Annotated in this window: 25 protein-coding genes; 7 read left to right on the top strand and 18 right to left on the bottom strand. The window is 67.1% G+C overall.

Translation table 11 applies throughout. From position 1 onward, the window contains the following. Positions 1–118 precede the first annotated feature (118 nt). From C0099_RS13290 to C0099_RS13240, 12 genes are all read right to left on the bottom strand, one after another. On the bottom strand, positions 119–346 hold the full coding sequence (locus C0099_RS13290; protein WP_102247862.1) for a hypothetical protein: 228 nt from the start codon (positions 344–346) through the stop codon (positions 119–121). 28 nt (positions 347–374) lie between these two features. Further along, complete coding sequence (locus C0099_RS13285; RefSeq protein ID WP_102248516.1) at positions 375–1,727, bottom strand: APC family permease; 1,353 nt, start codon at positions 1,725–1,727, stop codon at positions 375–377. A 215-nt stretch (positions 1,728–1,942) separates the two neighbouring features. Next, positions 1,943–2,842, bottom strand: coding sequence for a F510_1955 family glycosylhydrolase (locus tag C0099_RS13280; protein ID WP_102247861.1), 900 nt, complete (start codon positions 2,840–2,842; stop codon positions 1,943–1,945). A 25-nt stretch (positions 2,843–2,867) separates the two neighbouring features. Beyond that, positions 2,868–3,365, bottom strand: coding sequence for a c-type cytochrome (locus C0099_RS13275; protein WP_228151596.1), 498 nt, complete (start codon positions 3,363–3,365; stop codon positions 2,868–2,870). A gap of 53 nt (positions 3,366–3,418) precedes the next feature. After that, entirely contained in the window at positions 3,419–3,793 is a 375-nt protein-coding gene (locus C0099_RS13270) for a hypothetical protein (protein ID WP_123785271.1), read from the bottom strand. A gap of 137 nt (positions 3,794–3,930) precedes the next feature. Next, complete coding sequence (locus tag C0099_RS16035) at positions 3,931–4,089, bottom strand: hypothetical protein (protein ID WP_164084933.1); 159 nt, start codon at positions 4,087–4,089, stop codon at positions 3,931–3,933. A 108-nt stretch (positions 4,090–4,197) separates the two neighbouring features. Continuing rightward, positions 4,198–4,620, bottom strand: coding sequence for a hypothetical protein (locus tag C0099_RS13265; protein ID WP_102247859.1), 423 nt, complete (start codon positions 4,618–4,620; stop codon positions 4,198–4,200). 67 nt (positions 4,621–4,687) lie between these two features. Further along, the gene (locus C0099_RS13260) at positions 4,688–4,981 is read right to left on the bottom strand and encodes a copper-binding protein (protein ID WP_102247858.1); all 294 of its coding nucleotides are present in this window, start codon (positions 4,979–4,981) and stop codon (positions 4,688–4,690) included. A 15-nt stretch (positions 4,982–4,996) separates the two neighbouring features. Continuing rightward, positions 4,997–5,533 carry a cupredoxin domain-containing protein gene (locus tag C0099_RS13255; RefSeq protein ID WP_102247857.1) on the bottom strand — a complete coding sequence of 179 codons (537 nt, stop codon included), beginning with the start codon at positions 5,531–5,533 and terminating at the stop codon, positions 4,997–4,999. 54 nt (positions 5,534–5,587) lie between these two features. Next, positions 5,588–6,985, bottom strand: coding sequence for a multicopper oxidase family protein (locus tag C0099_RS13250; protein WP_102247856.1), 1,398 nt, complete (start codon positions 6,983–6,985; stop codon positions 5,588–5,590). A gap of 2 nt (positions 6,986–6,987) precedes the next feature. After that, positions 6,988–8,283 carry a TolC family protein gene (locus C0099_RS13245; RefSeq protein ID WP_102247855.1) on the bottom strand — a complete coding sequence of 432 codons (1,296 nt, stop codon included), beginning with the start codon at positions 8,281–8,283 and terminating at the stop codon, positions 6,988–6,990. A 105-nt stretch (positions 8,284–8,388) separates the two neighbouring features. Next, positions 8,389–8,802, bottom strand: coding sequence for a Cd(II)/Pb(II)-responsive transcriptional regulator (locus C0099_RS13240; protein ID WP_102247854.1), 414 nt, complete (start codon positions 8,800–8,802; stop codon positions 8,389–8,391). 76 nt (positions 8,803–8,878) lie between these two features. Here C0099_RS13240 and C0099_RS13235 point away from each other — a divergent pair, with 76 nt between their 5' ends. The 5 genes from C0099_RS13235 (at position 8,879) to C0099_RS13215 (ending at position 12,637) form a co-directional block, all read left to right on the top strand. Next, positions 8,879–9,511: a cation transporter gene (locus C0099_RS13235; protein WP_102247853.1), complete on the top strand. Its 633-nt coding sequence runs from the start codon at positions 8,879–8,881 to the stop codon at positions 9,509–9,511. An 82-nt stretch (positions 9,512–9,593) separates the two neighbouring features. Continuing rightward, positions 9,594–10,274: a heavy metal response regulator transcription factor gene (locus C0099_RS13230; RefSeq protein ID WP_102247852.1), complete on the top strand. Its 681-nt coding sequence runs from the start codon at positions 9,594–9,596 to the stop codon at positions 10,272–10,274. Then, positions 10,271–11,677 (top strand): heavy metal sensor histidine kinase, encoded by a 1,407-nt coding sequence (locus C0099_RS13225; RefSeq protein ID WP_102247851.1) that lies wholly within the window; start codon positions 10,271–10,273, stop codon positions 11,675–11,677. Before C0099_RS13230 ends, C0099_RS13225 begins: the two co-directional genes overlap by 4 nt. A gap of 18 nt (positions 11,678–11,695) precedes the next feature. Continuing rightward, positions 11,696–12,145, top strand: a complete 450-nt coding sequence (locus C0099_RS13220) for a DUF411 domain-containing protein (protein WP_102247850.1) — start codon at positions 11,696–11,698, stop codon at positions 12,143–12,145. A 27-nt stretch (positions 12,146–12,172) separates the two neighbouring features. Further along, entirely contained in the window at positions 12,173–12,637 is a 465-nt protein-coding gene (locus tag C0099_RS13215) for a c-type cytochrome (protein WP_102247849.1), read from the top strand. Between the two features lie 125 nt (positions 12,638–12,762). Here C0099_RS13215 and C0099_RS13210 read toward each other — a convergent pair whose 3' ends face one another. Next, the gene (locus C0099_RS13210; protein ID WP_102247848.1) at positions 12,763–13,152 is read right to left on the bottom strand and encodes a DUF4168 domain-containing protein; all 390 of its coding nucleotides are present in this window, start codon (positions 13,150–13,152) and stop codon (positions 12,763–12,765) included. Between the two features lie 195 nt (positions 13,153–13,347). Here C0099_RS13210 and C0099_RS13205 point away from each other — a divergent pair, with 195 nt between their 5' ends. Both C0099_RS13205 and C0099_RS13200 read left to right on the top strand, forming a co-directional pair. Beyond that, positions 13,348–14,805: a sensor histidine kinase gene (locus C0099_RS13205; RefSeq protein WP_102247847.1), complete on the top strand. Its 1,458-nt coding sequence runs from the start codon at positions 13,348–13,350 to the stop codon at positions 14,803–14,805. Continuing rightward, positions 14,798–16,189 (top strand): sigma-54-dependent transcriptional regulator, encoded by a 1,392-nt coding sequence (locus C0099_RS13200; RefSeq protein WP_102247846.1) that lies wholly within the window; start codon positions 14,798–14,800, stop codon positions 16,187–16,189. Before C0099_RS13205 ends, C0099_RS13200 begins: the two co-directional genes overlap by 8 nt. 7 nt (positions 16,190–16,196) lie before the next feature. Here C0099_RS13200 and C0099_RS13195 read toward each other — a convergent pair whose 3' ends face one another. From C0099_RS13195 to C0099_RS13175, 5 genes are read right to left on the bottom strand one after another with little or no spacing between them, the layout of a single operon-like run. Beyond that, complete coding sequence (locus C0099_RS13195) at positions 16,197–16,580, bottom strand: DUF6746 family protein (protein WP_102247845.1); 384 nt, start codon at positions 16,578–16,580, stop codon at positions 16,197–16,199. A 23-nt stretch (positions 16,581–16,603) separates the two neighbouring features. Continuing rightward, positions 16,604–17,407 (bottom strand): DUF4198 domain-containing protein, encoded by an 804-nt coding sequence (locus C0099_RS13190; RefSeq protein WP_102247844.1) that lies wholly within the window; start codon positions 17,405–17,407, stop codon positions 16,604–16,606. Positions 17,408–17,430: 23 nt separating this feature from the next. Then, positions 17,431–17,943, bottom strand: a complete 513-nt coding sequence (locus tag C0099_RS13185) for a DUF2271 domain-containing protein (RefSeq protein WP_102247843.1) — start codon at positions 17,941–17,943, stop codon at positions 17,431–17,433. A gap of 16 nt (positions 17,944–17,959) precedes the next feature. Then, positions 17,960–18,628 carry a PepSY-associated TM helix domain-containing protein gene (locus C0099_RS13180; RefSeq protein ID WP_228151595.1) on the bottom strand — a complete coding sequence of 223 codons (669 nt, stop codon included), beginning with the start codon at positions 18,626–18,628 and terminating at the stop codon, positions 17,960–17,962. Between the two features lie 44 nt (positions 18,629–18,672). Beyond that, entirely contained in the window at positions 18,673–21,006 is a 2,334-nt protein-coding gene (locus C0099_RS13175; RefSeq protein WP_102247842.1) for a TonB-dependent receptor domain-containing protein, read from the bottom strand. Positions 21,007–21,106 lie beyond the last annotated feature (100 nt).

Below are 21,106 nucleotides of genomic sequence, written 5' to 3'. Positions count from 1 at the left end.
TACGGGATGATTACGGATTTGTCATCCTGAGCGACCTTTTCCGCACGGACGCAACCGTGCCCGACCCTCGGTCACCATCCGGCGTCCGCATCGGGCGTGCCCCGATGCGCGCCGAGGGTCAGTCATTCCGCTCTCGGCCCTTTGCTGCCGGCCAGTTCGCAAACGCGAGGAAATAGAGGAAAAGGAGGCTGACCATGGGAATCAGAATCAGGAGTCCCATCCAGCCCGGATAGCCGGCGCGTTGGCAGATACGCCAGACCGGAATGACGACGAAGATGGCGACGACCAGCATCCACAGCCAGTGTCCTGCCCAGATCGTGTTGCCAAACATGTGACCCTCAATCATGGTTTGCTCTCCGGTTCAGTTGCTGTTTTCAGTGGTGGTGTTCATGAGATTCCTGCTCGCCTGATTGTCTGGCGCCAGCCGAATTTTTCAGGAAAATCTGCTCCGCAATCGCTATGACCATCATCGTGGCTACAGCAATACCAATCACAAGGGGGTCGGAATTCAGCTTGACCCAGACAAAGCCTCCGAGCGCGAGCAGATCGAGGAAGATGGCGGTGGCCGGCACCCACGCCCTCGCGTGGATGTCTTCGCGGAGATACCGAATGACGCCCCAATGGATGGCGATATCCATGATCAGGTAGAACACGATCCCCAGCGCCGCGATTCGGGAAAGATCAAAGAATGCGGTCAGGATCAGGCCGAGAACCACCGTGTAGACCAGAGTGTGCTTCTGGATGCTGCCTGGCATGCCGAAGTGGCGATGGGGAACCAGCTTCATTTCCGTCAGCATTGCGAGCATGCGTGAGACTGCAAAGATGCTGGCCAGAATGCCGCCGGCAGTGGCCATCATGGCGAGTGCCACCGTAAACCAGACGCCATAATCGCCCAGCGCTGGCCGCGCTGCAGCGGCAAGGGAGTAGTCCTGTGTCTCGATGATTTCGGTGAGCGAAAGATTGCTCGCAACCGCAAAGCCGACCAAGGTGTAGAGCACTACGCACGCAGCAATGGAAATCACGATGGCACGACCAACGTTGCGGTGCGGGTCTTTCACCTCCGAGCCACTGTTGGTAATCGTCGTGAAGCCCTTGAATGCCAGTATCCCCAGAGCGGTTGCGCCCAGGAAGTTACCAACCGCTCCGGCTTCTCGTGCGTCGGAAAAGTCGACAGAGATGCTGTCTGCAATCCAGGCACCCACCAGACCGAAGATCAGGATGCCGCCGATCTTCAAGACTCCGATGAACGACGCCACGCTCTCGATAAGGCGGTTGCTCATCAGATTGATCAAAAAAGCCGCCAGGATGAGTGACACCCCGAGTATGGGCACCATGCGGCCGCTCTCGTCTCCGCCGAAAAGCTGCATCGTATAGGCGCCGAAGGTGCGGGCAAGAAAGCTTTGCGCGATCACCATGGAGAAATACATCAGCAATGCATTGAAGGCGGTGGGCAATCGGTCGCCGTAGGCCTTGTGCAGATACATGCCGATGCCGCCAGCGGACGGATAGGCGTTGGAAATCTTGATGTAGGAGTAGGCACTGAAGGCAACGATCACGGCGGCGGCCAGAAACGCCAGCGGGAACAGAACGCCCGTCATCTGCGCCATCTGCCCGGTCAGTGCGAAGATGCCGGCGCCGATCATGACGCCGGTACCCAGCATCACGGTGCCTGCCAATGTCAGGCTGCCTTCCTTGTAATGCGTTGTCCGGTCTTGTTCCTTGGCCACCAAGCCTCCGATGCTTGCTTGCACGATCACCGTCCTGGAACTGCGTACGAGCTCCGGCATGTCGCCGTTCGGGACTCATCGCATCCGGGTCACCAATCCGGTCACTCTGTCACGCGTGGATCGACTCCAGCTGACACCAGTGTAGGCAAGGCAGACTCGCTGGACAGTGCGTAGTCCCACACAGATGTCAATGAATCGGCTGGGCGATTCGCGTGTCATCGGTTGTGGTTGATGCCGCGTCCATCGCGGACGATTGCGCTCCAGTTCTTGCCCGCGTCGGTGCTGATGAAGACGTTGCGGCGGAAGGTGGCGATCGCATACTCGCTTGGTCGCGCCGGGTTCTGCGCGACGTAGGCGATTGCATCCTGCCCGGTTACCGGGATGTCGATGCGGTCGAGTTCAGCGGTCTGCGGGTTGAGGCGCGCCAGTTCAGGCCTGTCGGCGTAACGGCCGACCCACAAGGCGTCGTCGGCCAGGTCGAACCACAGGGCCGTGACGCGCCCCTCGGCGACTCGCTGCAGGCCCTTGCCGGCCTGCCCGACGTAGACGCCTTCGCTGGTGCCGAGGGCGAAGCGGTCGGCATCGTCCGGATGAGCCGCCAGCGCCGTGGGTTCGCCGGTGATGCCGTCGAGCGCGTGCTGGTCCCACGTGAAACCGTCGTTGGGGCTGGAGAATACGCCAGCGGACTTCATGCGCGAATTCGGAGCGGGGTTGAACACGTAGATCGCATTCGTGCGGTGGCTCGCGGCGAGCAAGTGGAAGTCGGTCTCGCCGGACATCCCGAGCGAGTCCCATTTGCGGCCACCGTCGGTGCTTCGGATCACGCCGAACGGGTTGGTGAGCTTGCTGCCGCGCGCGGGGTGACCGCTGCTGTAGAGCGCTTCGGCGGTGGCCGAGAAGCCCATGTAGTCGTGCTCCGGTCCCTCAGCCTTGCTCCAGCGCCCGTCCTGGAACACGGCCAGACCGTGGTGGCTGGGAATCATCAGACGCTTGCCGTCGGGACTGTAGGCCAGGCCGTGAACGTGGGTCAGCGTGACCGCGTCCGGAGCGGCGATGGCGGGCGAAAGCGCGGCAACAAGGGCAAGCGCGGCGGAAAAATGTCGGAACGCGGTCATCGGAGTTTTCCTGTGGCGGACCCAGTCAGTCGCGTCGTGACAACGCGCGGGCCTGTTCCTCGACGCGTGTCTGGTGCGCCCGCTCGCGCGGACCCCATGTGCTCTTGATGTAGGCCAGTACGGCGCGAATCTCGGCGTCGTCGAGCGTGTTCGCGAAGGCCGGCATGTCGCTTTGGTAGCCGGGCGGCGCGTACTTGCCGGGGACCAGTCCGTGCTTGGTGATGCCGAACAGCACGTCGTCCGGATGGTGCCAGGTGTGGCCGCTGGCGTCGTGCGGCGGTGCGGGCATGCGCCCGCTGGCGCGCGGCTGGCGCCAGTCCGGCTGTCCTTCCAGGTTGGCACCGTGGCAGGCCGCGCAATAGGTGGAATAGATTTGCGTACCGCGCGCGACCTGTGCGGCGTCGTCCGGGTCGATGCGGGCACGGTTGGCCTGCCATTGCACGACGACGGTGGCGCCGACCAGGAACAGCAGCGCGGCACCGAGCAGCCAGCGGAAGAAGCGCCCCTGCGATGGTTGCGACACCGTGCTTCTCCCGGATCAGTTGTGCCCGGCGCGGACCGGAGCACCGCCGGAACTCACTTTCCGGTCCCGATACGATCAGCGTAGCGAACGGCAATTTCGCCGATCTTCTGCATCATCTCGGCGTGCATGCGGAACTGCAGTGCGTCGTTGCCCGGCGGCAACTGGGGCAGGGCCAGCGTGGCACCGCCCGCCGCCTTCATCGGGCAACCGGACATCATGTCGCCCATCATCCCGCCGCCCATCATGCCCGGGCCCGATGCGCCATTCCCCATCATCATCCCGGGGCCCATCATGCCGCCCATCGGACCGCTTCCCATCATCTGGCCCTGCTTCGCGTCGCCGCCCATCATCGGCTGCCCGCGCATGGCGTCCGATTGCGCGAAGGCGGGTGCGCCGGACGTTGCGATGCCGATGATCGCTACCAACATCAGTCGAGTGCTTCTGTTCATGACCTGCTCCTTGCTGTGATGGATCGAGATGGCTTTCGTCCGACGAAATGTCGGCACGTAAGCCTATTTTTGCCTCTTGCGCGACAGGCGCCATGGCCGACCGACCGGGAAGCCGGTCATTTCGTGCCAATCCTTTTTATGTCCGGGCGCAACGCGCCCGGCGGGGGTGCCGAACAGCATGGCGAAACCGGCGCCTCGCGGTGGGCGCGTTCGTTCTCGTGGCACCAGGCCCGCAGGCGGCACAGCCACTGGCGAATGCTCTGCATGATCTTCATGACTACGCCTCCTGTTAAAGCGCGCGGTTTCGGCATTGGGGGCCGAAGGATGGGTCCATCTTGCGCGCGCCAGGCTGACTGGTCGATGGCGCGTGCATTACGGTCGTGTCAGCTTCGCCACGGCTGTCGATGCAGCACGGCGGCGAGGATGGTGGTCGCAAGTGGTACAAAAATCCACTGTGCGAGCGGCGACAGGCCGATGTCGAACACGGTAGGCATGGACGGTGTATAGGCCCAGGCGCCGAGGACATACACGTTGCGCCACTCACTGTAGAAGGTATAGCCCACGCCAGAGACAATCAGCGCCGCGAGCGGTCGAATACGTGGCGAGTTGGCAGGCCATGCAAGGTCGTGTGCTACCAAGCTGCCAATGGCATAGGTGGCTGCCGCGATCAGGATGTCGCCGCCGGTGCAGTGGATGACGGCCCATGCGATGACTGTCGGTGGTGCTTCATGCCAAAGCGTGAACAGTGGCAACTGGGCGATCTCCCAGACGAGATGCAGGCCCGCCGCGCAGGCCAGCCATTTCAAGGGGATCAGGCGGCTGCCTGAGCCCCTCGACGCCGGGCGAGCGGGGTCTCGTGCCGGCAGCCCGGTCTCAAGGTTGGGCACGCTCGACCGACAGCACGGTGTAGGCGCCGTCGATCTCGTCGATGGTCACCATGAGTTTGTCCCCGGGCTTCAGTCCGTCGAGCAGAGCCGGGTCGGCGACCTGGAAGACCATGCTCATCGGTGGCATGTCGAGATTGGGGATTTCGCCGTGGCGTAGCGCGAGCTTGTTCTGCGCGGCGTCGACGCGGCGCACTTCGGCGTCGACCTTGGGCAGGTGGGCGTCGGCAATGGCGGTGCTCGCGATCAGGGCGCCGGCTGCGAATGCGATCAGATTCTTCATGGTGTCCTCCGTCGATCAGTGGCCGTGGCCGCTCGCGGCGTGCTTCTCGCGATCCACTACTTCGACCTTCGCGAGCATGCCGGCCTGGTAATGGCCGGGAATCAGGCAGGCGAACTCGAATTCGCCGTCGCGGTTGAAGGTCCATACGATCTCGCGGGTCTCGCCCGGCGGCACGTGGGCCATGTAGGGCTCGTCGTGTTCCATGTTGGGGAACCTGACCATCATCTCGGCATGCTCGGCGAGCGAGGCCTGATCGCCGATGACCAGCTCGTGCATGATCTTGCCGGCATTCTTGACGACCAGGCGCACGGTCTCGCCCTCGGTGAAGGTGACGCGATCGGGCGTGAAGCGCATGTCGTCGCTCATCACGACTTCCAGCGTGCGCTCGGTCTTGTCCGCCTCGGCGGCGATGCCCCACCCGGTCTGTTCTTTGACCACTGGGGTGGCTTTAGCGTCATGCGCTCGCTCGCCGTGGGCGGATGCGGCCAGCGGGACGGCGCCGATGGCGAGCGCGGCGAGCAGGGTACGAAGGTTCTTGTTGTCTGTGATCATGATCTCTCCTGAGGAGACCCGACCGCTTGCGCGGCCGGGCGTTGGGCTTGCGTGTCAGTGGTGGCCGGCGTGGCCGCCGCCCTGTGGCTTGCGAACCCGCATCTCGACTTTCACCGGTGTGCTGCCGGCCTCGCGTTCGGCCTTGAAGCGCGCCGGCTCGGGCAACTCGCCGGTCCACTCGAAGGCCTGCGTGCCGGCCGGCTGGGCGTACCAGCCCGGGTCGGAGTAGTCGCCCGGCTGCTGATTGGCACGCACCTTGAGCATGGTGAACATGCCGCCCATCTCGACCGGGCCCCACGGGCCGGTGCCGGTCATCATCGGCAGCGTCTGCTCGGGCAGCAGCATCTGCATCTCGCCCATGTCGGCCATGCCGCGCTCGCCCATCAGCATGTAGTCGGGTGCGGCGCGCTGGATGCGTCCGACCAGCCCGCGGTGGTCGATGCCGATCATGGTCGGTACGTCGTGACCCATCGGGTTCATCGTGTGGTGGCTCTTGTGGCAGTGGAAGGCCCAGTCGCCTTCCTCGTCGGCGATGAACTCGATCTGACGCATCTGACCCACGGCGATGTCGGTGGTGACCTCGGGCCAGCGCGAGCCCGGCGGGGTGGGGCCGCCGTCGGTGCCGGTGACCTCGAACTCGTGGCCGTGCAGGTGCACCGGGTGGTTGGTCATGGTCAGGTTGCCGACCCGGATGCGCACGCGGTCGTTGTGGCGCACGTTGAGGCTGTCGATGCCGGGGAAGGCGCGGCTGTTGAAGGTCCACAGATTGAAGTCGGTCATGGTGTTGACCTTGGGCACGACGCTGCCCGGGTCGATGTCGTAGGCGCCCAGCAAAAAGCAGAAGTCGCGGTCGACCTCGTTGATCGCCGGATGCGCCTCCTTCGGGTGTGTGACCCAGAAGCCCATCATGCCCATCGCCATCTGCACCATCTCGTCGGCGTGCGGGTGGTACATGAAGGTGCCGGGCCGGCGCGCGACGAACTCGTAAACATAGGTCTTGCCGACCGGAATCGCACGCTGGTTGAGCCCCGCCACGCCGTCCATGCCGTTGGGCAGGCGCTGGCCGTGCCAGTGAATCGAGGTGTGCTCGGGCAACTTGTTGGTGACGAAGATGCGCACGCGGTCGCCTTCCACCACCTCGATGGTCGGGCCGGGGCTCTGGCCGTTATAGCCCCACAGGCGCGCGACCATGCCGGGCGCGATCTCGCGCTCGACCGGCTCGGCGACCAGATGGAATTCCTTCACGCCGTTGTTCATGCGCCATGGCGCGGTCCAGCCGTTGAGCGTGACGACCGGGTTGTAGGGGCGGCCGCTGTCGGGCATGCGCGGCGGCGCGGTGGCGGCGGAAGTCTGGATTTCCGGCTCGGGCAGACGCGCCAGCGCCGACTTGCCGACCGCAGTGGTGGCGACGGCGCCGAAGGCGGCGCTGCTGAGAAATTTGCGTCGATCCATGTTCAGTGGCCTCCCGTATTTCCAGAAGCGGCACTGCTGCCGCCGGACTCGGGGCCGGCGTACTCGCCGCCGGCCAGCACGTTCTGCAGTTCGGTGTGCGCGAGCCAGAAGCGGCCCAGCGCGTCATGTGCGGCGGTGCGTGCCATGGCCTGCGCCGCCGCTCCGTCGAGCACCTCCCAGGTGCTGGCGAGCATGCCGTTGTAGCGCAGCAGGGTTTCGTCCTGCAGCGCGTCGGTGAGCGGCACAACGCGCGCCTGCGCCTCGCGGGCGAGGGTCCAGGCGTCGTGGCTGGCCAGCCACGCGGCGCGCACGTCGTTGCGAATGCGCACGGCGAGCTGCTCGGCCGTGGCGATGTCGCGCGCAGCGGCAGCGGCCTCGTGGCCGACCGACAGGCGGCGCAGGTCGACCATCGGTGCGCGCGCGGGCAGTGTGTCGAGCCCGGTGTCGGCGGCCGGCAGTTCCGCTGTCACGGCCTCGCGCCAGACCTGAAGCGAGCGTTCCGGCATGCCGCGTTCGGCCCAGCGCGCCTCGCGCGCGGCCAGTGGCAGTTCGGGGTGGTTTTGCAGCGCACGGGTCTCGAGTCCGTCGAAGGCCGGGGGCGCGTCGGGCAGTGCCGGCAGGGCGTCGGGCAGGCGCAGCGTATCCGCCGCCTCGCCCCACAGGCCGAGCAGGCTCGCCAGTTTCGCACGCGCCACGTTCGCGTCGGTGCGGGCGTCGACCAGTGCGGCCAGCGCGTCGGCACGCGCCAGGCGCGAGCGCAGCAGGCGGTCCTGGCTCCAGGTGCCGGTACGCGTCATGCGCGTGGCCAGCTCGTCGCCGGTGTCGACCGCCTCGAAAGCGCGTGTGGCTTCGGCCAGTGCAGTCTGAGCCACGACTGCACCGATCCAGGCGCGATACACGTCACGCGCCAGTTCGCGTGTCGCCGCGTCGGCATGCCGGCGGTCGAGCTCGCTGGTCGCCGTGGTGGTGGCCAGATCGGGACGCGCGGCCAGCGCCATGCGTACTGCGGTGCCCGGCGTGAGCGCTTCGCCGGGCGGTACGTCGGCCGCTTCGGTCTGCGGCAGGTTGCGCGCTTCCCAGCGCAGCACGTCCATGTGGCCGCGTGGCATCGCGCCGACGCGATCGTTGGCCTCGCGCCAGTCGTCGGCACCCAGTGCGGGCAGATCACTGGCCGGTCCCGGCAGCGGCGCGATGCGCGGCGGCGGCACCGCTGCGGCCGGATCGTAGGGCGGGGCGGCGTGGGCCGCCGCACCGAGTGCGGCGGCGAGCGCGGCCACGAGCATCCGTGTCCTCGTCATGCGGGTCTCCTGTGGGGTGAATGCATGCGGCCGTGTACTCCCGACCGCTGCTGCATTGTTGCAAGCCCCCACCGACCCGGGCCTGACGCGAAGATTACAATTTCGTCAGTTTTCCTCGTTGCGTCCGGCCGCGCTGAACAGCTCGCGCAGGATGCCGCATTCGGCCGCGCTGCGGTGGGTGCCGCAGCAGCCGCGCAGCGTCTCGAGCTGGGCCTCGAGGCGGCGCAGCGCTTCGATGCGCGTTCGAACGCGGCTCAGTTGCGTGTCGACAAGACGGTCGATGTCGCCGCAGTCCGCTTCGGGCCGGTCGACGAATTCGAGCAGGCGGGCGATGTCGGCCAGCGCGATGTCGAGCGAGCGGCAGTGACGCACGAAGGCCAGCCGCTGCAGGTGTTGCGGCCCGTAGCGGCGCTGGCCGGCGTCACTGCGTTCGGGGCGCGGCAGGAGGCCGAGGCGTTCGTAGTGACGCACCGATTCGACCGAGATGCCGGTCGCGTGCGCGAGTTCGCCGATGCGCATGGAAGTCCTCCGGGTTGACCCTGCAACGATTGCAGGGTGTGTACTGCAGGCTCGCAAATCCCACAAGGAGTTCCCGATGGCCGGATGCTGTGATGCCGGATGTGGCACCCGCACGGCGGTGAGCCCGCGCTTTCGTCGCGCGCTGTGGATCGCGCTGGTCGTCAATGCGGTCATGTTCGTGGTGGAGATCGTCGGAGGCTTGCGCTCCGGGTCGGTATCGCTGCTCGCAGACGCGGTCGATTTCGGCGGTGACGCCGCCAACTACGGCATTTCGCTGGCCGTGCTGTCGATGGGGCTGGCCTGGCGTTCGCGCGCGGCGCTGATCAAGGGCGCGACGATGGCGACCTTCGGTGTATTCGTCATCGGCAAGACGGTGTGGGCAGCGCTCAATGGCGTGCCTCCCGAGGCGTTCACGATGGGCGCGATCGCGGTACTCGCGTTGGCCGCCAACGCCGGCGTCGCCCTGTTGCTGTACGCCTATCGCGACGGTGACGCCGACATGCGTTCGGTCTGGCTGTGCAGCCGCAACGACGCGATCGGCAACGTCGCCGTGCTGCTGGCGGCGGTCGGCGTGTTCGGCACCGGCAGCCACTGGCCGGATCTGCTCGTAGCGGCGCTGATCGCGGGGCTCGCGATCACGTCCGGGCTGGCGGTGATCCGCCAGGCGCGTGGCGAACTGGCGAGCGCGCTTTCCCGGTCGGCCGCCTGACCGGCGGATTACATCTTCGTCAGCTTCGCGGACGCCGCCGTGAGGCTGGCACAATGCCTTCGAAACGCGAAAGGCAGGGGCGATGAAGATCCTGATCGTCGAGGATGAACCCAAGACCGGCGACTATCTGCGCCAGGGGCTGACCGAAGCCGGCTTCGTCGTCGATCTGGTGCGCGACGGCCTGGACGGCCTGCATGCGGCGACCACCGCCGAGTACGACCTGATCGTGCTCGACGTGATGCTGCCGCGGCTCGACGGCTGGGGCGTGCTCGAGACATTGCGCCGCGGCGGGCGTGAATTGCCGGTGCTGTTCCTGACCGCGCGCGATCAGGTCGAGGACCGCGTGCGCGGGCTGGAGCTGGGTGCGGACGACTATCTCGTCAAGCCCTTCGCGTTCTCCGAACTGCTCGCGCGCGTGCGCACCTTGCTGCGACGCGGGAGAGCCAAGGAACCCGAAGTGTTGCGCGCGGCCGATCTGGAACTGGATTTGCTGCGCCGTCGCGTGCTGCGCGGTGGTTGCCGCATCGACCTGACCGCCAAGGAGTTCGCGCTGCTCGAGTTGCTGTTGCGACGTCAGGGCGAAGTGCTGCCGCGTTCGCTGATTGCCTCTCAGGTGTGGGACATGAATTTCGACAGCGACACCAACGTCATCGAGGTCGCGGTGCGGCGTCTGCGCGCCAAGGTGGACGACCCCTTCGAGCCCAAGCTGATCCGCACCGTGCGCGGCATGGGCTACGTGCTCGATGCGGACGCGACCGCATGAAGCCGCGCCTGTCGCTGACCGCGCGCATTGCGTGGGTTTTTGCGCTGTTCGCGGCGCTGGTGCTGGCGATGGTCGGCTTCGTCATCGAGCGCGCCGTCGCACTGCATTTCGATGATCTCGACCGCCACGATCTGGGCGCGCATGTCGCTGCGGTGCGCAACCTGCTTTCGCGCACCGATTCCGAGGAACGCTTCGACGCGCTCGCCGCCCGGCTCGATGACGTCCTGGTCGGACACGAGATGGTCGCGGCACGCATCCATGGAGCCGACGGTACGCCGCTGTATGCGCTGCGCGCCGGGGTGTTCGACCACATGCCGCCGGTGGCGGACGAAGGCGGCTTGCGGCGCTGGCGTCACGACGACCATGAATACATTGCGCGCGACGCGCTCTTCGATGTGCCGTTGGCCGCGCCGCGCCGGGTGGAGGCGCTGATCGCGCTCGACATCACGCATCACACGCACTTTCTCGACATGGTGCGCAACCGTCTGTGGCTGGCGATCTCGCTGGCGGCGCTGGCCGCGGCCGCGCTCGGCTGGTTCGCCGCGCGGCGCGGTCTGGCGCCGCTGCGTCGCATCACGGCGACTGCGAGCGGGCTGTCGGCCGCACGTCTGGACGAACGCCTGTCGCTGCACGACGCACCGGCCGAGGTGCAGGCGCTGGTCGAGGCCTTCAACGGCATGCTCGATCGCCTCGAAGAGGCGTTCCGTCGTCTCGATGCGTACTCGGCCGACATCGCCCACGAGTTGCGCACGCCCGTGTCCAACCTGATGACGGCCACCGAGGTGGCGCTCACGCGCGCGCGCAGCGCCGAAGAGTATCGCGACACGCTGCACTCCAATCTGGAGGAGTTCGAACGCATGGCGCGCATGATCTCGGACATGCTGTTCCTCGCCAAGGCCGATCAGCGCCGCCTGCCGCGCGCCGCCGAGGCGGTGGCGCTGGCGGACGAGGCGCAGGCGCTCGCCGAGTTCTACGAGGCGCTGGCCGAGGAGCGTGGCGTGGCGATCCGGGTGAGCGGAGCGGCCAGCGTGACCGGTGATCGGCTGATGCTGCGCCGCGCGCTATCCAATCTGCTGTCGAACGCCTTGCGCCACGCGCGCAGCGAAAGCTGCATCGACATCGTGATCGCGTCCGATGCACGCCACGTGCGGCTGTCGGTCGCCAACGCGGGCGAGGACATCGCGCCCGATCGCGTCGCCAACCTGTTCGAGCGTTTCCACCGCATCGAGGGCGAGCGCGAGCGCCACGGCGAGGGCGCCGGGCTGGGCCTGGCGATCACGCGTTCCATCGTCGAGGCGCATGGGGGTCGCATCGAAGTCGAATCCGTCGATGGCCTGACCCGCTTCACACTGCATCTGTCTCGCGCGCAGACGGAACCGAAAGCCGTCGTTACGGCTCCATGACCATCCGGAGGAAAGAAAATGAAATTCACGATCCCGTTGCCTCTCGCTGCGTTTGCGCTCGTCGGTGTGCTGCTGACCGGCCCTGTGCTGGCTGCCGGCGAGGAACTCGTCGTCTACAAGGACCCGAACTGCGGTTGCTGTGGCGCGTGGGCTACACACATGCGCGAGCATGGATTTGCCGTACGCGAAGTCGCCACGCAGGAGATGGGGCTGGTCAAGAGCGAAGCCGGCGTGCCGCGGGCACTGGGCTCTTGCCACACGGCGACGGTCGGCGGTTACGTCATTGAGGGGCATGTTCCGGCCGACGACGTGCGTCGCCTGCTCGACGAGAAGCCTGCATTGGCGGGGCTCGCCGTACCCGGCATGCCGCAAGGCTCGCCCGGCATGGAAGGGCCGTATCCGCCGCAGCGCTACGAGGTGATCGGCTTCGATGGCAAGGGCGGAACGAAGGTGTATGCTCGCCACTGATTCCGATTCATCCATTGCGGGTATGTAATGAGTGATCGTCCTGTTCGTGGCCGTGCGGTTCTCGCCGGCCTTGCCCTCGTACTCTCGGCCTGCGGCGAGCGCTGGCCCGACGACGGCATCGATCCGCGCAATCCGGCCAAGCTCGCCATCGGCGAGGAGGTCTACATGGAGCACTGCGCCGTCTGCCATGGCGACAAGCTCCAGGGTCAGGCGGACTGGCGCCAGCGCCGCGCCGACGGCCGCCTGCCCGCGCCGCCGCACGACGCCAGCGGCCACACCTGGCACCACTCCGACGAGGAACTGTTCGCGATGGTGCACGACGGCCTCGTGCCGCCACTCGCGCCCGAGAGCTACCAGAGCGACATGCCGGCCTACGGCGATGTCCTCTCCGACGACGAAATCCGCGCCGTCCTGGCATACATTCAGAGCCGCTGGCCCGAGGAAGTGCGCGCCATGCGTCGTGAAATGCTGGAGCGGCGCGCCGCACGCTGAACGCCTGGTGGCGGTTGGCGCCTTGCCCCGCCGCCACGCAAAACGGACGCGCAAGCGACACAAGCGTGCCGCGTTGCGCGTCCGTCGGACAAGGCGGCCGCGGCCGCCTGCAAGCCTTGTGGAGATCAGTTCATCATGCTCTCGACACGCTCGCGCAGTTCGGTGTCGGACTGCAGCGCGATGGCGATGCTGTTGTAGGTCTCCACTTCGAGGCCTTCCTCGTTGACCGACTCGACCATCTTCTCGACGGCTTCGTTCTGCAGCGTCGCGGCCTGCTGCGGGTCGGAGACCTCCTGCAGACGCTCCGAGTACTCCGAGCGGATCGATTCGATCGCGGGCTGGACGTCGGCGAACTTCTGGATCTCCTCGTCGGAGAAGCTCGTCTGCGCCGGAGCGGGTTGAGCTGCCGGCGGTGCCCCGGCGTTGCCCTGCTGCGGAGCGCCTTGAGCCATCGCCGTCGAGGCGCCAAAGGCGAGCATCAGGGCGAACATCAGGGGAGTAAGTTGCTTCTTCATGAAACCTCCTTTTCTATGGGTTGCGCCTGACCAAGTGCGAGGATCGTGCCAGTTTTCAGCGCCGGCAAGAATGGTCATTGAAAACAATGGCATGACGCTACTCCGATCGATTCTTTAGGTGTATTGCCGATTTGACCGGGCATTGTTTGGTGTGTCATTTTGGCGCATGTGCCAACTCAGTCATGAGTCATTGCGATGAAGATTCCGGTACTGCCGGGCAGCCTGCGCAGCGTGCTTGCGCTACAGGTCGCGTTGCCCGTGCTGGCGATCCTCGCGGCGATCCTCGCGATCTCGCTGACGGCCCTCGGACAGTTCGTCGAGAACCGCATGCAGCGCGATCTGCAACTGGTCGCTCGCGCCATCCACCTGCCGGTGATGCAGGCGCTCGCGCGCAATGATCTGGAACAGTTGCAGAGCAACCTCGCCTCGGTGTTCAGCATGGGCGAGGTCTATGGCGCCTACCTGTTCGACGGTGAGGGGCGGCGGCTGGTCAGTTTCGGGCGCGAGCGCCCGACACGCGCGCAGGCGGGTGACGCGCTCAAGCTCTCGCGCGAGGGGCAGTTCGAGCAATACGAGAACATCCGCGGGCAGAATGTGTACTCGTTCTTTCTGCCGTTGTTCGACGAGATCGGCCAGCCCGACGGTCTGCTCCAGGTCACGCGCTTGCGCAGCGACTTCGATCAGGCGATCACGCGCCTGACGGTCGGCACCTGGGTGGGATTCGCGTTTGCCGCGCTGCTCATCCTCGTCGCGCTGTCGATGGGGCATCAGCGCGCCATCGGGCGGCCGCTGGCGCAACTGGTGGGCAGCATGCAGCGCGTCGAGCGCGGCGAGCGCGAACACCGTGCCGAGGAGCAGGGGCCGCGGGAACTGCGCCAGCTTGCCCGTCGCCTCAACGAGATGCTCGATGCGATCCGCGACGCCGAGGCACAGGCCGAACGCCAGCGCACCGAGAACGCGCGCATCGAGGCGCAGCTGCGGCGCAGCGAGACGCTGGCGGCACTCGGTCAGCTCTCGGCCGGCGTCGCCCATGAGCTGGGTGCGCCGCTGTCGGTCGTCGACGGCCGGGCACGTCGTCTGCTGCGCGTGGCGACCGACGGCGAGGGTGCGACCGAGTTGCGCGAGATCCGCGAGCAGGTCGCCCGCATGACCTCGATCATCGAGCAGTTGCTGGCCTTCGCGCGCGGTTCGCGCGCAGAACATCGGCAGCTCGACGTCGGCGCGCTGGTCGAGCGTGCCACCGCGCTGTGTGCCGACGAGGGGCCGACGCCGCGCATTGAAGGTGGCCCCGATGCGCGTGTGCGTGGCGACGCGTTGGGGCTCGAGCAGGCGCTGGTGAACCTGGTGCGCAACGCGCGCCAGGCGCGGCCTGGCGGCGAGGTCTCGATCACCTGGCGCGAACAGGGCGGGCGCGTCGTGATCGTGGTCGACGACGATGGGCCGGGCGTGCCCGAGGCCGAGCGCGCGTGCATCTTCGAACCCTTCTTCACGACCAAGACGCCGGGCGAGGGCACCGGCCTGGGGCTGGCCATCGTGCAGCGCGTGGTGCGCGAGCATGGCGGCGAAGCGCGCGTGAGCGCTTCGCCCGCCGGCGGGGCGCGCTTCGAACTGCATCTGCCGCGCGATCACGGACGGGAGGCCACCGATGCCTGAGCGCGCGCTGATCCTGGTGGTCGAGGACGATGCCGCACTGTCGCGACTGCTGGTCGACGAACTCGAGGCCGACGGCGCGCGCGTCGCGGCCTTCGCCGAACTGTCCGGTGCGCGCCACTGGCTGGCCGATCACCGCCCCGCGCTGGTGGTCACCGACTTGCGCCTGCCCGACGGCAACGGCATGGAACTGGTGCATGAACTGGCCGGCGCCGAGGCGCGTCCGGCGATCATCGTCGTGACCGCCTTCGGCAGCGTGCGTCAGGCGGTCGAGGCCTTGCAGGCCGGCGCCGACGATTTCCTCACCAAGCCCCTGGATCTGGACCATTTCCACATCTGTGTGGAGCGCGTGCTCGAGACGCGCCGCCTGCGCGACGAGGTCGCGCAGTTCCGCCGCCTGTCCGGTGCCGGTGACGATTTTCACGGCCTGTTCGGGCGCAGCGCGGCGATGCGCACGCTGTTCGATCACATCGGCGTGGTCGCGCGCGCGCACGGCCCGGTGCTGATCAATGGCGAGAGCGGCACCGGCAAGGAACTGGTGGCGCGCGCCATTCACGCCGAGAGCGAGCGCGCCGACGGGCCCTTCCTCGCCGTCAACTGCGCGGGCGTGCCGCAGGAGCTGATGGAGAGCGAGTTCTTCGGCCACGCCTCGGGTGCATTCACCGGCGCGCGCGTCGCGCGCCGCGGCCTGCTCCAGCAGGCGCACGGCGGCACGCTGCTGCTCGACGAGATCGGCGAGATGCCGCTGGCGCTGCAGGCCAAGATGCTGCGCGCGCTGCAGGACGGATCGATCCGCCCGGTGGGACAGGACACCGAGGAACAGGTGGACGTGCGCATCGTCGCCGCGACTCATCGCGACCTGGCGCAACGCGTCGCCGACGGCGACTTCCGCGAGGACCTGTACTACCGGCTGGAGACCTTCGCCATCGACGTGCCGCCGCTGCGCGCGCGCGGCGACGATGTCGAACTGCTCGCGCAGCGCATCCTGGCGCGCTGCGCTGCGGCGCAGAACAAGCCGGTGCGCGGCTTCTCGCCCGAGGCGCTGGCGCGCCTGGCGGCGTATCCGTTCCCCGGCAACGTGCGCGAACTGCAGAACGTGGTCGAGCGCGCCGTGGCCTTCGCGGCTGGCGAGCGCGTCGAGGTCGCCGACCTGCCGGCGCGTCTGGCCAGCGACGCGGCGCCGGCAGCGTCGACGGATTCCGTCCCGCGCGGCGACGGCGGTCTGCTCGACGGCGCGGTGCTGCCCACCCTCGACGAGGTGCAGAAGCGCTACGTGCGTCGTGTGCTCGACGAGGTCGGCGGCAACCGCCGCCGCGCCGCCGCGCTGCTCGGCATCGGACGGCGCACGCTGTATCGCTGGCTCGACGGCGAACGCGAGGCGGACTGAGCGCGTCTTATTTGACGATGCGCCCGACGGTGTCGAGATAGGCGTTGCCGTATTCGATGACTTCGTCGCGCTTGAGCCCCTCGCTGTAGAAGTGCATCGATTCCAGGTCGTCCGCGGCCACCGCCAGCGCCTCGCGCACGTCGGCCAGCGCCTCCTCCAGCGTGTAGCTCAGGCTGTGGATGTCGTGCATGTCGTATTCGCCGACCTTGCCGGCGAGCAGTTCCCTGAGTTCGGCGTTGGTCTCGCGCAGCAGGGTCAGCGCCTCGTCCAGGTCGGCCGCCTGCTTGCCCTGGTAGTGCGCGACGCGCTCGGGCACCTTTTCGTCTGCGAAGGCGGCAGGGCTGAGGGTGAGGGCGATGGCGACGGTGGTCAGTGCGAGGATGTTCTTCATGTCGGTTCTCCTTGAATCGAAGTTCACTGCGGCAGCACTTCCAGTGTGACGGTATAGGAAGCGCGACGGTCGGCGCCGCCCAGCGAGGCGGCGGTGTCGGTGATCGAGGCGCTCAGGTAGTACATGCCCGGAGCCGGCCAGGTGACGGTGACGCGGCCGTGCGCATCGGTGACCAGTTCGGTCCTGTCGAGCGCGTCGCGATAGCGTGCGCCGCCCGGCAGGATGGCAAGCCTGACCCCGGCTGCGGGCTGGCCGTCGAGCGCGAACATGAAGGTGGCGGCCTCGCCTGCATACAGGTCGTTCGGATGCGTGACCGGCAGCATCTCGAGTCCTTCGCCGCTGGGCCGGATGTCGGTCGGGCTGCCGACCGTGACGAAGGTCTCGATGCGCCCGGCCGTCTCGCGCACGCTCAGCTCGTGCGCGTCGGCCGGTACGCTGGCGGCGAAGTCGGCACGCGGGCCGCGCCAGCGCTTGCGCTCGTCACCTTCCTTCCACATCGCCATCACCCCGGCATTGATCACCGCCAGGCGATAGGTGCCGGATTGCTCCAGGTGGGCGTCGAACACGGTACGCAGTCGTCCCGGCTGCAGGTTTTCGGGCATCACTTCGCTGCCGTCCGGCGCGGTGATGACGAGGTTGTCGGTGATGCGCAGCGGACGGTAGTTGAAGTGGAAGGTGTCGTTCGACACCGCGCCGTCCACGGTGACGTAGCCGGTGTTGGACAACACCGTGGAGGAGGGCAGCAGCCACACCTCGTGGGCGAGGGACAGCGGCGCGGCCAGCGTTCCGGCGATGGCGGCGAGAGCGATGCGGTTGCGCAGTTTCATCGAAAGTCCTCTTTCGGAAAGGTTCAGGGGATCAGCTCGACCGCGATGCGGCCGAGTTCACGTTCGCCATCGGCGTCGAGTCGCGACGCCTGGGTGGGTGGCCACTGCAGTGGCACGCTGACGACCTCGCGGCCGCCGTGTTCGCGTGCGGCCTCGACCACCAGGCGGTACTCGCCGGCGGCGAGCATGCCCAGCGGCGCGCTGCCGGACGTGAAGGTGAGCGCGTGTGTGCCCGGGTTGCGCGTGGCCGAGGTCATGCCGTCGACCGGCACCGTGATGTCGCGCCCGATGCGGCGCCACCACTGGCGCAGGTCCTTGAGCCAGGTCTTGCCCTCGTCGTCGCGCATGCGCAGGTCGTACCACAGGGCGAGCCTGGCCGCGACGCTGTTGTCCGGGCGCTCCAGCCACGCCGCGACATACGGACGGCGATAGTCGGAAACCTCGATCCGCGGCAGTTCGACTTCGACGCGCAGTTCGGCCGCGGCGGCAAGACCGGGCAGCAGTGCGCACAGCAGGGTCGGAGCAATGCGTTTCATGTCGGGGTGAATCCCTTCAGTGGATGAACAGCAGGATCAACAGGGCCGGCAGCAGTGCGCCCACTGCGACCACCGGCCACACCATCGGCCGGTTGCGCGCGTGCAGCCACAGGATCGCCAGCCCGGTCAGCGAGAACACCAGGCAGGCCACCGAAAACAGGTCGATGAACCAGCTCCAGGCGATGCCGGTGTTGCGTCCCTTGTGCAGGTCGTTGAGCCAGGCCACCAGCCCGCGGTCAGTGCGTTCGTACTCGAGCGTTGCACTCGCCAGATCGATGGCCAGCCAGGCGTCGCCGCCCGGACGCGGCAGTGGCAGGTAGATCTCGTCGACCGACCATTCGGCCGCTGTGGCCGGAATGTCGCGGCCTAGCGCCTCGCCGATCGTGCGGCGAAGTGCTCGCGGCAGCGGCTGACCATCGCTGGCCGAGGCTGCCTCGCGCGTCAGCGCAGCGGCGAGTTCGTCCGGCAACGCCTGCGTCACGCGCACCGTCTCGGCCTTGCCGACGATGCTGCCGGCGTGGTTGAGCGTGATGCCGGTGAGCGCGAACAGCAGCATGCCGACCAGACACAGGGCGGAACTGATCCAGTGCCAGCGGTAGAGCTGCTTCATCCAGCGCGCACGCGCGGATTGCCTGCGTGCCGGGGCCGGGGCGGAGCCTTCGGCGGTGGTTTCGGTCATCGTCATTCGCGGTATCGGCGAACCCGCGCGCCGCGCGGCATCGGCCCGGTTCAGAAGCGGTAATTGGCGGAAATCCAGAAGCTGCGCGCCTTGTCCTTGTTGTTGTAGTCGTCCAGCGCCTGCCAGCCGTCGTCGCAGCCACGACCGCCGTCGCAGCGGGCCCAGCGGTAGGACGTGAAGTCCTTGTCGAGCAGGTTGTTCACGCGGCCGGTGATCGTGAAGTTGTCGTTGACCCGATACACCGCGCCGAGGTGGAACACCTCGTAATCCTCGTAGTGGGCGGCGCGGCCGTTGATCTGGCCGCGGTAGCGTTCGGAGCGGGCCTCCATGGTGAGAAACACGAGGAGGTCGGCGCGCGCCTGCCAGTCGAGCGTGGCGTTGAGCATGTGCTTTGCCGTGTTGGTCAGCGGCATGCCCTTGTCGGCACCGGATTTCTGTTCGCTGTCGGTGAAGGTGTAGTTGCCGCGCAGCGCCCAGCGCTCGGCGATCTGCCAGCGCCCGGCCAGCTCCAGGCCGCGGATCACCGCCTTGTCCACGTTGATCACCTGGGAGAAGCTGTCGTAGCCCAGATCGAGGTAGTCGCCCAGATTGACGCAGGGGCGCACGCCGCCGGTGAGCTCGCAGCTCTCGGTGGCCTCGCCGCGCATGATCTTGTCCTTGAAGTCGTTGTGGAAGATCGTGGCGTTGAAGCTGTGGCGCGCCGGGTGATTCCAGTAGACGGCGAACTCGCTGTTGATGCTGGTTTCCGGCTTCAGATCCGGGTTGCCGGCGAACGGAATCGTGCCCTGACCGCCGAAGCCGGTGATGCCGTCGTACAGGTCGGTGGTCTTGGGCGTCTTGTAGCCGGTGCTCACGCCGCCCTTGAGCGTCCACAGCGCATCGACCTTGTAGACGCCGTACAGTCGCGGCGAGACCTGGCTGCCGAAGGTGTCGTGGTCGTCGTAGCGCACGCCGGCGGTGAGCGTGAAGGCGTCGGTCGGCATCCAGTTGTCCTCGACGAACACCGACCACATCTGGTGCTTCTGGGTCTCGCCCGGCGAGCCGTCCTCCATGCCGAACACGCTGTCTTCGAGTTCGCCGTCGATGATCTGGCCGCCGACGACGAACAGATGGTCGCCACCCAGCCCGGTGAGCGGCAGGTCGAGGCGGCCGTCGAGCGTGTACTGATTGCTCTGCAGGGTGCGCTTGGGGCGCGGCAGGAAGATGTCCTCGATCTGGTTGCGCTGCGCATCGCTCAGATCGCTAAAGTCGACGTCACCCCAGTCGCTGCGCAACTGGTCGAGTTGCTGTCGCTCGGCCACCGTCAGCGGCAGGGTGCGTCCCTTGTTGTCGGACTCGACGTAGGACAGGGCGACGAAGCTCGTGCCGAAATCCCAGCGACCTTCGTGGCTGAGCGACCAGGATTCGCGCGTGAATTGCTGGTCGGCGCCGTAGCCGGCGCGACTGGCGCTCCACAGGCGTTCGGCGCTGTCGACCGTGCCCAGCGGGAAGGACGGGTTGCCGTCCGCGTCGGTTTCCGGCGCGTTGTCGTATTCCTGCTGCGACGTGTCGTAGTCGAAGCTGATGCGCTGGTTGTCGGTGGGCGTCAGATAGAGACTGAAGCCGAGCGCCTTGTTGGTGTTGTCGACGGTGCGCCCACCGCCGCCGAAGCCCAGATTGCGCTCGCGCAGGTCGCCGTCGGGTGTGCGTGTCGCCTTGTAGCCGGGGTTGGATGCATCGCGGTCATAGACGCTGCCGCGCAGGGCCATCGACAGCGTGCCGGGAATGAGAGGGCCGCGCACGCTGAAGTCGGCGGTGGTCTCGTCGCCGAAGTCGTCATCGGACTGGAAGGTACGGCCGTAGGTCATCGAGCCGGTCCATTCCGTGGCGTCCTTCTTGGTGATGATGTTGATCACGCCCCCCAGCGCGTCCGCGCCGTAGAGCGTGGATGCCGGGCCGCGGATCACCTCGATGCGTTCGATCGCGTCCATCGGCGGGATGTGGTTGAACTGGTTGCCGCCGAAGTTGTTCGGGTAGATGTCGCCGTGGTTGTTCTGGCGCTTGCCGTCGATCAGCACCAGCGTGTAGTCCGAGCCCATGCCGCGCATGCTGATGGTCTTCTGGCCGGTCTTGTCGGAGGTCTCGCCCACGTCCACGCCTTCGAGTTCGCGCACCGCATCGACCAGCGAGGTATAGGGCTTGCGAGCCAGCTCTTCCTTGGAAATGACCGAGATGCTGGCCGGCGCGTCGGTGATCTTCTGCTCGAAGCCGGTGGCGGTGACCACCACATCGTCGAGTCGTCGTTCAGTGTTCTGCGCGAATACGGCAGGCGCGGCGAGGGCGAGTGCGCAGCACAGCGGGCGCAAGGCGAACGCGGGCGGCAGACGCCGCAGGGTTCGGGTCATGGCGGATCTCCGGATCAGTCAATTGTCAGGGCGTGGCTGGCTGACCGGGAGAGCGGGAGGAGGGCCGCGTCCGGAGTGGCTGGCTAGGTTTTCGTGCGAA

The sequence above is a fragment of the Pseudazoarcus pumilus genome (genome assembly GCF_002872475.1).
GTDB classification, from domain to species: Bacteria; Pseudomonadota; Gammaproteobacteria; order Burkholderiales; family Rhodocyclaceae; genus Pseudazoarcus; species Pseudazoarcus pumilus.
The sequence above is the reverse complement of the archived record's forward strand: the minus strand, read 5'-3'. Positions and strand labels throughout refer to the sequence as shown.